13 protein-coding genes are annotated in these 12,251 nt (G+C 36.9%); 4 read left to right on the forward strand and 9 right to left on the reverse strand.

Translation table 11 applies throughout. The annotated features are described in order from the left end of the window. Positions 1-194: 194 nt before the first annotated feature. Complete coding sequence (gene lnt, locus NEOC65_RS04555) at positions 195-1,859, reverse strand: apolipoprotein N-acyltransferase (protein WP_213155905.1); 1,665 nt, start codon at positions 1,857-1,859, stop codon at positions 195-197. 812 nt (positions 1,860-2,671) lie between these two features. On the opposite strand from lnt, the gene NEOC65_RS04560 reads away from it, so the two are divergent. The 3 genes from NEOC65_RS04560 (at position 2,672) to rsmA (ending at position 5,982) form a co-directional block, all read left to right on the forward strand. Beyond that, positions 2,672-3,799, forward strand: coding sequence for an RsmB/NOP family class I SAM-dependent RNA methyltransferase (locus NEOC65_RS04560; protein WP_213155907.1), 1,128 nt, complete (start codon positions 2,672-2,674; stop codon positions 3,797-3,799). Between the two features lie 117 nt (positions 3,800-3,916). Next, the gene (locus tag NEOC65_RS04565) at positions 3,917-4,999 is read left to right on the forward strand and encodes a SurA N-terminal domain-containing protein (protein ID WP_213155909.1); all 1,083 of its coding nucleotides are present in this window, start codon (positions 3,917-3,919) and stop codon (positions 4,997-4,999) included. A gap of 101 nt (positions 5,000-5,100) precedes the next feature. Beyond that, positions 5,101-5,982, forward strand: coding sequence for a 16S rRNA (adenine(1518)-N(6)/adenine(1519)-N(6))-dimethyltransferase RsmA (rsmA, locus tag NEOC65_RS04570; protein WP_213155911.1), 882 nt, complete (start codon positions 5,101-5,103; stop codon positions 5,980-5,982). On the opposite strand, the gene NEOC65_RS04575 is transcribed toward rsmA, so the two are convergent. The 6 genes from NEOC65_RS04575 to NEOC65_RS04595 form a co-directional block, all read right to left on the reverse strand. Then, positions 5,920-6,345, reverse strand: coding sequence for a hypothetical protein (locus tag NEOC65_RS04575; protein WP_213155914.1), 426 nt, complete (start codon positions 6,343-6,345; stop codon positions 5,920-5,922). The two genes, rsmA and NEOC65_RS04575, sit on opposite strands and share 63 nt — an antisense overlap. 60 nt (positions 6,346-6,405) lie before the next feature. Further along, positions 6,406-6,810, reverse strand: coding sequence for a hypothetical protein (locus tag NEOC65_RS04580; RefSeq protein WP_213155915.1), 405 nt, complete (start codon positions 6,808-6,810; stop codon positions 6,406-6,408). A 60-nt stretch (positions 6,811-6,870) separates the two neighbouring features. Continuing rightward, positions 6,871-7,278, reverse strand: coding sequence for a hypothetical protein (locus tag NEOC65_RS04585; protein WP_213155916.1), 408 nt, complete (start codon positions 7,276-7,278; stop codon positions 6,871-6,873). Beyond that, on the reverse strand, positions 7,275-7,595 hold the full coding sequence (locus NEOC65_RS04590; protein ID WP_213155917.1) for a hypothetical protein: 321 nt from the start codon (positions 7,593-7,595) through the stop codon (positions 7,275-7,277). The genes NEOC65_RS04585 and NEOC65_RS04590 overlap by 4 nt, the downstream gene beginning before the upstream one ends. Positions 7,596-7,607: 12 nt before the next feature. After that, positions 7,608-7,739 carry a hypothetical protein gene (locus tag NEOC65_RS09715; RefSeq protein ID WP_283248275.1) on the reverse strand — a complete coding sequence of 44 codons (132 nt, stop codon included), beginning with the start codon at positions 7,737-7,739 and terminating at the stop codon, positions 7,608-7,610. Between the two features lie 609 nt (positions 7,740-8,348). After that, on the reverse strand, positions 8,349-9,551 hold the full coding sequence (locus NEOC65_RS04595) for a D-alanyl-D-alanine carboxypeptidase family protein (RefSeq protein WP_213155918.1): 1,203 nt from the start codon (positions 9,549-9,551) through the stop codon (positions 8,349-8,351). Between the two features lie 284 nt (positions 9,552-9,835). On the opposite strand from NEOC65_RS04595, the gene NEOC65_RS04600 reads away from it, so the two are divergent. Next, a complete protein-coding gene (locus NEOC65_RS04600) occupies positions 9,836-10,261 on the forward strand; it encodes a hypothetical protein (RefSeq protein WP_249299057.1) in 426 nt (141 codons plus the stop codon). Between the two features lie 222 nt (positions 10,262-10,483). On the opposite strand, the gene lptE is transcribed toward NEOC65_RS04600, so the two are convergent. Together lptE and bamD are read right to left on the reverse strand one after the other, a co-directional pair. After that, positions 10,484-11,044 carry an LPS assembly lipoprotein LptE gene (gene lptE, locus NEOC65_RS04605; protein WP_213155919.1) on the reverse strand — a complete coding sequence of 187 codons (561 nt, stop codon included), beginning with the start codon at positions 11,042-11,044 and terminating at the stop codon, positions 10,484-10,486. A 38-nt stretch (positions 11,045-11,082) separates the two neighbouring features. Further along, the gene (bamD, locus tag NEOC65_RS04610) at positions 11,083-12,075 is read right to left on the reverse strand and encodes an outer membrane protein assembly factor BamD (protein ID WP_213155920.1); all 993 of its coding nucleotides are present in this window, start codon (positions 12,073-12,075) and stop codon (positions 11,083-11,085) included. Positions 12,076-12,251: the final 176 nt, after the last annotated feature.

Consider the following 12,251-nt stretch of genomic DNA (forward strand, 5'->3'; position numbering starts at 1 on the left):
TTTTGTTTTATAGTTTGGTTTATTGCTTTCAATTCCATCCCTCACCTCCCTACTTAACAAATAAAATAGCATACTATATTTTTTATTACCACTGTAGTACTAAGTTACAACAATATTTTATTAAAAATTAGTCAACAAGAAAAAAAGTACATCATCAAGTATACAATTAATTGGAGCTATAATTTTAAGTAAAGTTAGCGACGAAAAAAGAAAGCCCCACCTATACCTAAAACAGATAGGAAGACAATAAGATAATCACCCGTTATAGAATAAAGGGTTTTATAGGAAAAAAGCGGGACCTGCAGATAGAGGGCCCCCGGCTTCCAAATTTTTTCATAGTAAGTATTGCCAAGAATTTTTATCTCGCGCCCAAACGCATCGAAACCGCCGGTAATTCCTGTATTACAAGCACGAATAAGAGGAATGCCATTTTCTGTTGTTCTCAAGCGAGCATGATCACAATGCTGCTGTGCTACCGTTGGATACCATACATCACTGGTTAAGTTAACGATTAATTCAGCTCCCTTCAGGCGATTTTCACGCATTAAATGTCCAAATGTTTCTTCATAGCAAATGGATGCTCCAAAAGGAACATAAGCAGGAAAAATCTTAGCTTCTTTACCGGGTGTAAAAGAGCCAGTAATACCATAAGCGGCAGCCAGGGAACGGCAAAAGGAAAAAGGTATATACTCACCCATAGGAACTAAGACGCGCTTATCATAACGTTTAAAAGGAAGCGTACGCTGTTGATAGGAAGAAGGTTCAACAAATTGTGCGGAACTATAGTATTCTCTATGTCCGTCAAAAAAGTCCTCAACGTCTTCCATTCCAGATAAGACAGGCGCATTAAAGATATTAGCCAATCCTTGTAGCCAATAACCATTGGTAACCATCCAAATAGATCCTTTTTCAGTCATACATTGTGAAGCTAAGGGCTCTTGCAATAAAGGAAGAGCAGAGTAGGCCTTTTCTCCAAAAACTTCGAGAAAAGCTTTCTTAACGTTTTGGTAAGGATATACAGGTGTATAGGTAGTGAAAGGTACAATAAACTCGGGCAAAGCAATTAAATGGACATTCTTTCCTAAATGCTCTTTGCAAAGCATCAAAATTTGCTGCCATTCAGCTTCCACATATTTCACATAGGAAGCTGTATTATGAAAGAGCATGTTCTCTTCCGTCGGGAATACAGGCTGAACAAGAATAGCATTAAAAGTATCTTTTATAACTTTCGAATCGTGCAACTTTAACTGAATAAATCCAAATATAAAAGGAAATGCGGCAAAGGCAAGCCAGCAGAATATATGCCTGTAAAGTGGCCAGGCAAGCCAAGCTTTTAATGCTAGTAAGTTTACCCCTAGAACCCAAAAAGACATGCCAAAAGCTCCTCCTAAAGAGGCACTTTGAAGGGTATATAAATTTGCGCTTAAACTAAGTCCAATAGGATTGAAAGCAATTCCGGATAAAATAAATAAGCGTGACCATTCAAGAAGCGTCCAGCAACTACACAGCAGGACTATTCGATTATAACTGGTTATACGCTGCGAGCATGCTAGCCATCCAATAAAACCAAATTGCAACCCAAAGATTAAAGCCAGCAAAATATATACAGCGATAATGTAGAGATATGGATGAGAGAGGAACCAGGAAAACTGGATAAGTTGAACCATAGCAAACCAAGCGGTCGCCACAAAAAACCGTTGCCTGCTACTAGGAAAAGAAGCTAAAGCACGGAAAAACAAGGCAAAACCCATAACTGAAGCCAGAAAAGAAGCTGTAAGACTCCAATAAGGCTGGCCGAAGGCTACGATTATTAAAGAAAGTACAATACAAGTAAATGTTTGTAAACGGCTGAGTGGCATAAATTTTAAACTAGGTTAAGGTTAAGCCAAAAAGATTTTTTATTGCTGGCTTTATTTAATGCTCTGGGTGATTTTTCTTTCTTTTTGCCACCCTTCTGCAGAAAAACAACTAGAGAGGCTTTTTTCTATGAATACCCTCACCAAGGACAAGAGATCGAACCCTTTAGAAATTAAATAAATAAATTCAAAAAACGTTAGATGATTAAATCTTGCGGCTTAGATAAATATTAAAGCAATTAAATTTTCATCCTTATCTTTCATCAAACCCCTCTTTCGAAGCTTAAAGATAAATTTTCGGCAAAATTATTTGTAGCCCCTATGCACTTAGAGAAACATAAAAATTTTAAGCTTTCCCTATGGCACGAACAGAAAAAGCTTGCTTATATGCAACAATAGGAAGACCCTTAAAAACTAGCTTGTAGTTAACATAACTCCACAAAAGAAGTAAATCCCTCTTCTTTTATAGACAACCGCATTCTTTATTGGCAAGCCGCTTACGTAGGTAAAAAATAAAACTTTTTAGTAACCTATCGGGCAAAAAACTAGCTAATCTTAAGGGATGCTGGCAAAGGCATGCACTTCAAGTCCCATCTATAAATTTTATTATCTTTCCAGGCAGCAACGATAAAGAAGCTAGGGAAGGGACATAGCTTTTCAAACACCATTCCGCATAGGAAGGAACAATATATGCATTTTTTCTTCCTTGCCGCTTTATAAAGACTTCGTTTATAATTTTCAAAATTATTAGATACAAATAAAATTTACTTTAAAGTTTTAATCTTTTTTCCTCTTTTTTTATATAGCCTCGTTTTATGAAACAATCTTTTCGTGCTTATCATCTTTTCCAGCTCCTTAGTGCATATGACGAGCAAGGACTTCCCTTAGATGCCTTTATAAGCAACTATTTCCGCTCTCATAAAGCTCTGGGCTCTAAAGACCGCGCCTCTATTGCTGAAAATGCCTATTTTTTAATTCGATGGATACGCCTTATCGATTATTTAATTCCAGAGGCTCCTGACTGGAATAAACGTATAGCTCTATTGCCTTACTTTGACTGGCAAAGCCATCAAAATGATCCCAGTATTCCTGCCGCCATAAAAGCCAGCTTTCCAGATTCACTCTATAATATTTTAGTAGAAAGCTACGGGACTTTACGAGCTTCAGAATTATGTCTTGTAAGCAATACTCCCGCCCCGACGACTATAAGAGCAAACACTCTTAAGGCTACCCGTGATAAACTTTTAGAGCTCTTACAAGATAAATATGAGGTTAGCGCCTGTTTGGCTTCTTCCCATGCGATTAATTTTCTTCAAAAAATTAATTTCTTTACGATTCCAGAGTTTCAAGCCGGCCTATTTGAAGTGCAGGATGAAGGAAGCCAACTCCTTGCCAATCTCGTGCAATGCCAGCCAGGCCAGCTAGTGATGGATTTTTGCGCAGGCTCGGGAGGTAAAAGCTTAGCTTTGGCTCCTTCCATGCAAAATAAAGGACAAATTTTCTTACATGATATACGTTCTTATGCCTTGCAACAAGCAAAAAAACGTTTGAAGCGCGCAGGCATCCATAATGGACAAATTATACAAGCCCACGATCCCAAGCTTAAAAAATTAAAGAAAAAAATGGATTGGGTGCTGGTGGATGCGCCTTGCTCGGGAACGGGTACACTACGTCGCAATCCTGATATGAAATGGAGATTTGAAGTAGAAGGGCTGAAGATGCTGATAGGCCAGCAAAGAACAATTTTTGAAAAAGCTCTCAGTTTTATGAAACCAGACGGCCGTATCATTTATGGAACGTGTAGCCTCTTACCCCAAGAAAACGAACATCAACTTAACCACTTTATTAAGAGCTATCATTTAAAGGTAGAAAATCAAATATTTCAATCTTTTCCATCGCTTGGAGGAATGGATGGCTTTTTTGGGGTTGTTTTGAAGTTTTAAATCGTTTATAGTAATAGCCGTTGGCCCTCTAGCAAGCTTTTTTTTCTGCAGCTAAGATCTTTTAGATGGCATAGATGATAGAATTAATCCTCACTAATCACCAACCCACTTTTAATCATGAAGAAACAAAAAATTTTATTTTTTTCTGCTCTAATCTATTGTTGTTTTATTACACCTTTACAAGCTGAAGGAAAGGCTACTTTTTTAGGTAAAGAAGATAACTCGGCTTTAGTAGTAAATAACCGCATTTTAGCCAAGGTGAATGGCACAGCGATTTCTGTTTTAGACGTAATGAAAAAAATGGATGTTCTTTTCTATCGTGAATTTCCTGATTACACCTCCTCTACTCAAGCACGTTATCAATTTTACAAAGTTAACTGGAAGCATGTGCTAGATGAATTAATTAATAAAGAATTAGTATTGGCTGATGCTAGCGAAAATAAACTTCTTGTAAGCAACGGTGATATTCGCCAAGAGATGGAGAGCCTATTTGGACCTCATATTATCAGCAATTTGGATAAAATTGGCCTGTCATATGAAGAAGCACAAAAAATTGTGCAAGGAGACATTACTATTCGCAGAATGATTTACTTAAGAGTAAATGCCAAAGCATTAAAAAAAGTAACACCTCAAGCTGTTCGTTTAGCGTACGAGGAGTTTGCCAGAAATCCTACCAACATCAAGCCGAATACTTGGCAATATAATGTTATTTCTATTCGTGATCCTGATCCAGCTAGAAGCGCTGAAGCTGCCCATTTAACTTACCAGGCATTGAATGATCATATAGCATTAGAAAAATTATCGGCTTACGTTAAGGCAAACTCTCATTTTGCCAGCACGCAAATTAATGTCTCTGAAGAATACACTTTACCAGAAAAAGACATTTCGGAAGCCTATAAAGCCATTTTAACAAAAATGACACCCCATTCACATAGTCAGCCAATCGCTCAAAAAAATCGAGCAGATAAGAACAGCTCTTTTTTTCGTATTTTTGTGCTTAAAAATTGGATAAAAGGTGGAACGCCTGCCTTTAAAGAGGTAGAACTTAAAATTAAAGATAAACTTATAGAAGAAGCTATTGCTCAAGAGACTGAAGCTTACCTCAAGAAAATTCGCAAACGTTTCTCTGTGCAAGATTTTTACACCTCTAAAACTGATCAGGCTGCTTTTGAACCTTTTATACTGAGCTCTAAAATCTAGCTTGAGCATAATTACTTCGGAATGATTGCGGTTTAAAAAGTAGATAGACCCACCTATTTTGAAAATTTATTATGTTTCAAGGATAAGGAAAACTTAAAATTATGCCTATATACCGCCCTAGTGAGCTTCATCATTTCCTAAACAATTTAGGCGTAAGTCCTAAAAAGGGTCTTTCTCAAAATTTTCTTATCGATGGAAACATTACTCGCAAAATTGTGGCTTATGCTGCTATCTCTTCTCATGACCTAGTCGTAGAAATTGGGCCAGGGCCAGGTTGCCTCTCAGAGGAAATAATAAAGCAGGGCCCCCAATTATTAATGATAGAAAAAGATCCTGTAATGGCCCAAGCATTGCAGCGCTTACAAACAGAGCCTACTAGATTGGAAATATTTTGTGAAGATGTATTGGAGTTCCCTTTGAAGGAAAAATTACTGGAAATTTTACAACCGGGACAAAAAGCTATCATTGTGGGTAATCTCCCTTACCATTTGACAACCCCTATCTTAATCCAGCTCGTTAGGCTTTACCCCTACGTTTCTAAGGTTGTAGTTATGGTTCAAGAAGAAGTGGCACGCCGATTTACAGCTCAGCCAGGCACAAGCGAATATAGTTCTTTTACCGTTTTCTTAAATTATTATTCTACCCCCCGCTATGCCTTCATGGTACGTAGAGCTTGTTTTTATCCTATCCCTAATGTAGATTCGGCGGTAGTCACTTTAGATCTACATCAGCCGCCCTTTGTGGCCAACGAAGATGATTTCTTTAAAATGACCCGCACAGCTTTTGGGCAAAGACGTAAAATGATGCGCGCTTCATTAAAAGAGCTTTATTGCAGCCAGGCTGTCTCGCAAGCCCTGCTGCAAATTGGACGTGATGAAAAATCACGTCCTGAAGAGCTTTCTTTGGAAGATTTTATGCATTTATATCGAAAACTTAATAGTAAGTTTAGGAAAAGCTCGGGTTGGGTCAATGATTCCTACTAAGTAGCGTATTCTAGAAGCTCCAATAGTTATTGGACAAAAGGCTAAAGCAAGAAGGCGGTCTGTAAGTACTAACACCATTTCTCGCTCATTTTTCCAATCTTTAGGCATAGGCTTTTCCTTGAGAAACTCTTCTCCGCGTGTTATAAGCATTTTTATCAACAACATAGCCGCCACCGCTACGTTGGCAGCTCTCTTAGCTATTTTAAGAGGTACCATCAATGGAGAATACGCTAATTGAAGACAACAGTAAAGTCTTCCTTTCCAGTTGGCCTGTTTATAAGTACTAGGTACCTTTCTTCCAAAATCGTTTCTAAAAGGCTTTAAGCTCTTATTAGTTACTGGAAATGTGGATGGGAAACTCATAAAAAATCCTTTAAGGTGTGATTAAACAAATTACATTATTATTTTATTATTATTCCTAACTTATTTGGTAGGAAAAGCTTTAGCGGGGTCAATGATTCCTACTAAGTAGCGTATTCTAGAAGCTCCAATAGTTATTGGGCAAAGGGCTAAAGCAAGAAGGTAGTCTCTAAATACTGGCATTATTGCTAGCTCAGCCTTCCATTTAAGCACAGGCTTTACCTTGAAAAACTCTTCTCCGTCTTTTATAAGCATTTTCATCAACAACATAGCTGCCCCGGCTACGTTGCCAGCTCTCTTAACTATTTTAAGTGGGACCGTCAAGGGCGAACAGGCTAATTGAATACAACAGTAAAGTCTTCCTTTCCAGTTGGCCTGTTTATAAGTACTAGGTACTCTTTCTCCAAAATCGTTTCTAAAAGGTTTTAAGCTCTTATTAGTTACTGGAAATGTGGATGAGAAACTCATAAAAAATCCTTTAAGTTTTAACTGAACAAATTACATTATTATTTTATTATTATTCTTAACTTATTTGGTAGGAAAAGCTTTAGCGGGGTTAATGATTCCTACAAAGTAGCGCATTCTAGAAGCTCCAATAGTTATTGGGCAAAGGGCTAAAGCAAGAAGGCTGTCTCTAAGTGCTAACAACATGTCGCGTTCTTCATTCCAATCTTTAGCCATAGGTTTTTTCTTAATGGCCTGTTCTATACGTTTTATAATCGCGAGCATTAACGCGGTAGCCACCCCCGCTACCCGGATAACTCTGTTAACTATTTTAAGAGGTACCGTCAATGGCGAACAGGCTAATTGAATACAACAGTAAAGTCTTCCTTTCCAGTTGGCCTGTTTATAAGTACTAGGTATGTTTTTTTCAAAATCGTTTCTAAAAGGCTTTAAGCTCTTATTAGTTACTGGAAATGTGTCTGGTAAATTCATAAAAATTCCTTTAAGTTTTTGATAGAACAAATTACATTATTATTATTTCTAACTTGTTGGGTAGGAAAAGCTTTAGCGGGGTTAATGATTCCTACAAAGTAACGCAGTCTAGAGGCTCCAATAGTTATTGGGCAAAGAGCTAAAGCAAGAAGGCAGTCTGTAAGTACTAGCACCACCTTTCGCTCTTCACTCCAACTTTTAGGCACAGGCTTTTTCTTAAAAATCAGTTCTGCGCGTTTTATGATTACGCGCATTAACACGGTAGCTACCCCCGCTATCTGGTTAACTCTTCTAACTATTTTAAGGGGGACCGTCAAGGGCGAACAGGCTTATTGAATACAACAGTAAAGTCTTCCTTTCCAGTTGGCCTGTTTATAAGTACTAGGTATCTTTTTTCCAAAATCGTTTCTAAAAGGCTTTAAGCTCTTATTAGTTACTGGAAATGTGTCTGGTAAATTCATAAAAAATCCTTTAAGTTTTGATCGAACAAGTTATTTATTATTATTATTATTATTTCTAACTTATTTGGTAGGAAAAGCTTTAGCGGGGTTAATGATTCCTACAAATTAGCATATTCCGAGAATCTACCCTATTATTTATTGGACAAAGAACCAGAGCAAGAAGATAGCCTGGAAGGGTGAGCATCGTATCTAGGCCTTTATTTTAATCTTTAAGCATACGCTTTTTCTAAAGATCCCTCCTGCATTTGTTGCAGTCACGTTCATAAGCATGGCAGCTATCCCAATTATTATACTAGCTCTCTCATCTATTTTAAGTGGTGCCCTTCATGGAAAACAAGCATTAAACCAACAATAAAGCCTTCTTTTCCAGTTGATCTTTTTGTAAATACTAGCTACCCAACTTCCAAGATCAGTTTTCAAAGATTTAAGCTATGATAGGCGTTAGGTAGAGGGAAACTTTTGTTCAAAATTTTCTAGATATTCCTTAACCTTACAAATTAAAAGAATATATTATCATTTATTCTCTCATTATTAGCAAGAAAAGAAGTTTTTACTTTTTTTAAGCTATTTTATTTACATCTTTAATAAATTTTATTAAAAACTAAAAATTTATTCCTTTGTAATTTTAAAGAGACTTTTCAACCATCCTATCCAGGTTTGTTGGACCCCCTGTTCAGCATAAAGGGCTACTTTTTGGAGCTGCTGACCATTCCTATCTTGCAAGTAAACTTCGCCGACTTGTTGGCCTTTAACAATGGGCAATTTTAATGAATGCCATTGCAGGTAACATTTTACTACAGGTTTTTCAGCAGGATAGTACTTAAGACTTAAGCTGGATTTTATAAAAGTTTTCAAAGGCTTGTCAGCATCTTTTAAAGAGTGGAGGTATTTTTGAGGTCCCTTCTCAAGGATGATCATTTCCTCTTGTTTTTCATTAAACGCTGCTTCAAAAAGATGGATAGCATCTCGATAAATCTGCCCTCCCTCCTTACACTTCATCAAGACCGCTAGCAATTCACGTCCATCCCTCTTTGCTGCAGCCACTAAAGTATGGCGGGCAATGGAAGTATAACCTGTTTTAACCCCAATTGCCTGAGGATAATAGTATTCTCCTCTGCGTAATAAACGATTCTTTTGCAAGATAACAACCGATTCTTGTTTATTAGTTTTGGGGCGAATAAATTTTGGCGCAGCAGCTAGTTCACGAAAGATAGGATTTTTCATGGCCTCACGTGTGAGAAGAGCCATATCATAAGGAGTAGTTTGATGCTTAGGATGATGTAATCCATGTGGATTAGTAAAATACGTATTTTCACAACCTAAACTTTTGATAAATCCGTTTAAACCTTTCATAAACCCAGGAACACTTCCTGCCACATGTTGAGCCACTACATTCGCGGCATCATTGGCTGAAGCCACCATTATGCCGTATAAGAGTTCTTTCAAGGTAAAATTCTCGTCTTTTTTAATACCTATATGGGTGCTTGCATATTCAATCCAGTGAGAAGGAGTCGTATAATTGGATTTTTTCTTAGCTTGCTCAGAAATCGAAGCAATAGATTCAGCATCAGCGCTTACAATCTCTGAAAGCTGATGGCCTTTTTGATCAAGAGTATAAAGAGTAGTAGCTATTTTAGTAATGCTAGCAGGATAGTTAAGAGTATGGGCATTTTTTTCATATAAGATAGCTCCACTGGCTGCATTAATTAAAATTGCCGCTTCTGATTCCACGCTCACATCCAGCTTTTCTGCGTTAAGAGACCCTATTCCTAAAAAAAGTAAAAGTCCTAAGCGCCATTTTTGCAAAAACATACTTCTTCCCGTTTTTTACTTAACTTGTTGCAAGTTAGTCCCCAAAAAGCAGATGACCTGCTTATACCTTTAGCCTACCACCAATGAAAGCTTTCGGCTTTACAAATTTACACTCTTCTAATTCTAAATTCAAAGCCATTTTTTAACTTTTTTGATCCTTTCTATTAGGTTGGCCTGCCACTTGCTTAAGATAGCAGCCTCTCATCTTATTAAATAGACCCATTCACCTGCATAGAAGTGCTAATTAAAATAAAATTTAGCCTCTATCTTTAATGTGGAGTAGTATGGCCATGCATAATTTAGCTTTAATGGAAGAAAAATTTAAAGAATTTTATAAAAATATTGGCTTGGGCTCTTCTGAATTGCTTATCCCTGTTAACCTATCGCTTTTACATCATATGGAGCTGCTTTACTTCCATTCTCCATGGAATAAAGATCAATCGCTTACACGTTATTTTCAATTGATAGAATCCAGCGGAAAACTTACTCTTATTAACGAGGATTTTGTCGTGTGGATAGCCCCTGAAAATGCTCATAAGATCCCTTTAACTTACACTATGATTGCTTTAAATTATCCTGCAGGCCCTAAACTTGAACTGATATTTAGCGCAGCAGGTGTATATAATACTTCCCATACTGTTTTACGAGTATTGGAAAAGTTTTTATATGAGATTCAAGAAAACGAGGAATATTTAAAAAAAATTAAATAAATTAAAAGCCGGTAGCTCTCTATTTTTGTAGCAAAGTTGGAAGGTTGGCTAAAAGATAAAAAAGCCTTTTTCAATCATTTATCTAAGATTAGCTAAACCTTTAATTAGCCTTTTCTAAAATTTTTCAGACTATTAGCCTCATGATAGGAAAGACTTACAAAATTAATTTATATGATCACTTGCAGCCTAGCGGAAATTTGTAAAAGAACCCTCTTGATTTTTTTATTCACTGTTCACGATAAAGTCGATAATTTTTTGAGATAAGTGATCATATAAAGGGGAATGAGCTGCCTCGTAAGCTTCATCGTAATTCGTTAGTTGGCCTAAAGAAAAGACATTGATCCCATCACGCGTTTTTTCATATTCATGGTCAAACTCAATCGTAGCCATCACCTTAGCGGGTCCCGCTAGCGATTTTCCCTTTATATTATCTACCAAGGTTACTTGAGCTATTGCTGTTAGCCGCGTTTCAGTAGGAATAATAGAATGTCTTAATTTCCCACTATTTTTACGTTCATAATGGTAGCCCACATTTTCATTTTCGATAGGTAATAACTCCACTAGTAGGGTAAGATCGCCTCCCCATTCTTGATATTGCAAACCTGTTTGCGTGGAAACTAATTTTATTAAATTAGCAGTCAAATGACCTTTGGCATCATTTTTAACATAGGGAATACAGATTGTTTGGTATGAAGATAAAACCTCCTCCGGGCCGACATGATAACCACAAGCAGTTATAAGAAAAAAAGGAGAAAAAAAAATCCATAGATAGCAACGTGTCATGAATGATTAGCTATTTTTATCTTTTTATCTGAAGGCGCCTATAGAACAAGAGGAGCTAAAGCTCCGGAATCATGAGTAAAGCCCATCTGCTTTAATCTATCTTTACAACGCTGAGCCACTAGAGTATCTGGAAAGTTCTTAATCGCATTACTATAATAAATAAGTGAAGCGCGTGGCTGCTTAATCTTCTCATAATATTTAGCTGTTTCATAAAGGGCTGTGGCATAACACTCTTTTATACGTTGAACATTATGTCTGGCTTCATCTATCCGCTCATCTTTGGGAAATTCGTGGATGAATTTCTTAGCATTAAGCTCTGCAAAAGCTAAAACATCAGGATTTTGCGGCTCATTTTGGCATAAATCGTAGTAAATATAACTTATATTGACATAGCTGGTAGGCGTTAATTCATTTTTAGGAAAACGTGAGCATAAAAGCTGAAAAGATTCGATACTGCAGCGATATTCACGCTTTTCCCAAAGAAGGCATCCCTTAGCATATAAAGCCTGAGCTGCCATTTCATGGCTCGGCATGGCGGTAATCACTTCATCATAAATAGACAAAGCAAGGCTTTTGCCTGTCGACCATTTTGGAAGCTGTTTTGTACCTAATAGACGTCGTTTAGCGCCGCCGCGTAACTGTTCTGCAATAGCATATTTATACTTAATTGCCTCTAGGAAATGTTGAGGATTGTTTTGGCATTTAAGATAGGCAGAAAAAGCTTTATTAGCAAAATCATATTCTTTTAGATTAAATTCCGCTATTCCTAAATAATATAGAGACTGCTGTCCATATGGATTGTTAGGGAAGTTATTAGAAACAATAGCAAACTGACGAGAAGCTTCCTGCCAATCTCCATTATCCATAGCCGTTTGTCCCAAAGAAAAATGTTGGTCTGGCTGCAAAGTGGCTAGCTTATCTACATTAACAATTCGTCCATTTTTAATTGTATAAGCTGCTTCTACATAAGGGCTACTTAAGTAGCAGAATGCAAAAAATACCAAACGCACGTAGATGCTTAAATGTTTCATTATACTCTCCTTAAACAAAACAGAAAGTTTAAACCATGTTAAATAAAAGGTAAAGGCGATTTACCGTAGACTCAAAGAGAAGACTAGAAAAATAATAAAGCACAAAAAATTTAGCAATATAGGATGAGTGATTGAATGGGGTAAGGAGCTTTTCCTTAAATTTTATAATTTTTTTA

Source organism: Neochlamydia sp. AcF65 (assembly GCF_018342435.1).
In the GTDB taxonomy this organism is placed as follows: Bacteria; Chlamydiota; Chlamydiia; order Chlamydiales; family Parachlamydiaceae; genus Neochlamydia.

Excerpts from the sequence above, each read along its gene's own strand:
- lnt (WP_213155905.1), bottom strand. The coding sequence starts at position 1,859 with ATGCCACTCAGCCGTTTACAAACATTTACTTGTATTGTACTTTCTTTA.
- NEOC65_RS04560 (WP_213155907.1), top strand. The coding sequence starts at position 2,672 with ATGAAACAATCTTTTCGTGCTTATCATCTTTTCCAGCTCCTTAGTGCA.
- NEOC65_RS04565 (WP_213155909.1), top strand. The coding sequence starts at position 3,917 with ATGAAGAAACAAAAAATTTTATTTTTTTCTGCTCTAATCTATTGTTGT.
- rsmA (WP_213155911.1), top strand. The coding sequence starts at position 5,101 with ATGCCTATATACCGCCCTAGTGAGCTTCATCATTTCCTAAACAATTTA.
- NEOC65_RS04575 (WP_213155914.1), bottom strand. The coding sequence starts at position 6,345 with ATGAGTTTCCCATCCACATTTCCAGTAACTAATAAGAGCTTAAAGCCT.
- NEOC65_RS04580 (WP_213155915.1), bottom strand. The coding sequence starts at position 6,810 with ATGAGTTTCTCATCCACATTTCCAGTAACTAATAAGAGCTTAAAACCT.
- NEOC65_RS04585 (WP_213155916.1), bottom strand. The coding sequence starts at position 7,278 with ATGAATTTACCAGACACATTTCCAGTAACTAATAAGAGCTTAAAGCCT.
- NEOC65_RS09715 (WP_283248275.1), bottom strand. The coding sequence starts at position 7,739 with ATGAATTTACCAGACACATTTCCAGTAACTAATAAGAGCTTAAAGCCT.
- NEOC65_RS04595 (WP_213155918.1), bottom strand. The coding sequence starts at position 9,551 with ATGTTTTTGCAAAAATGGCGCTTAGGACTTTTACTTTTTTTAGGAATA.
- NEOC65_RS04600 (WP_249299057.1), top strand. The coding sequence starts at position 9,836 with ATGGCCATGCATAATTTAGCTTTAATGGAAGAAAAATTTAAAGAATTT.
- lptE (WP_213155919.1), bottom strand. The coding sequence starts at position 11,044 with ATGACACGTTGCTATCTATGGATTTTTTTTTCTCCTTTTTTTCTTATA.
- bamD (WP_213155920.1), bottom strand. The coding sequence starts at position 12,075 with ATGAAACATTTAAGCATCTACGTGCGTTTGGTATTTTTTGCATTCTGC.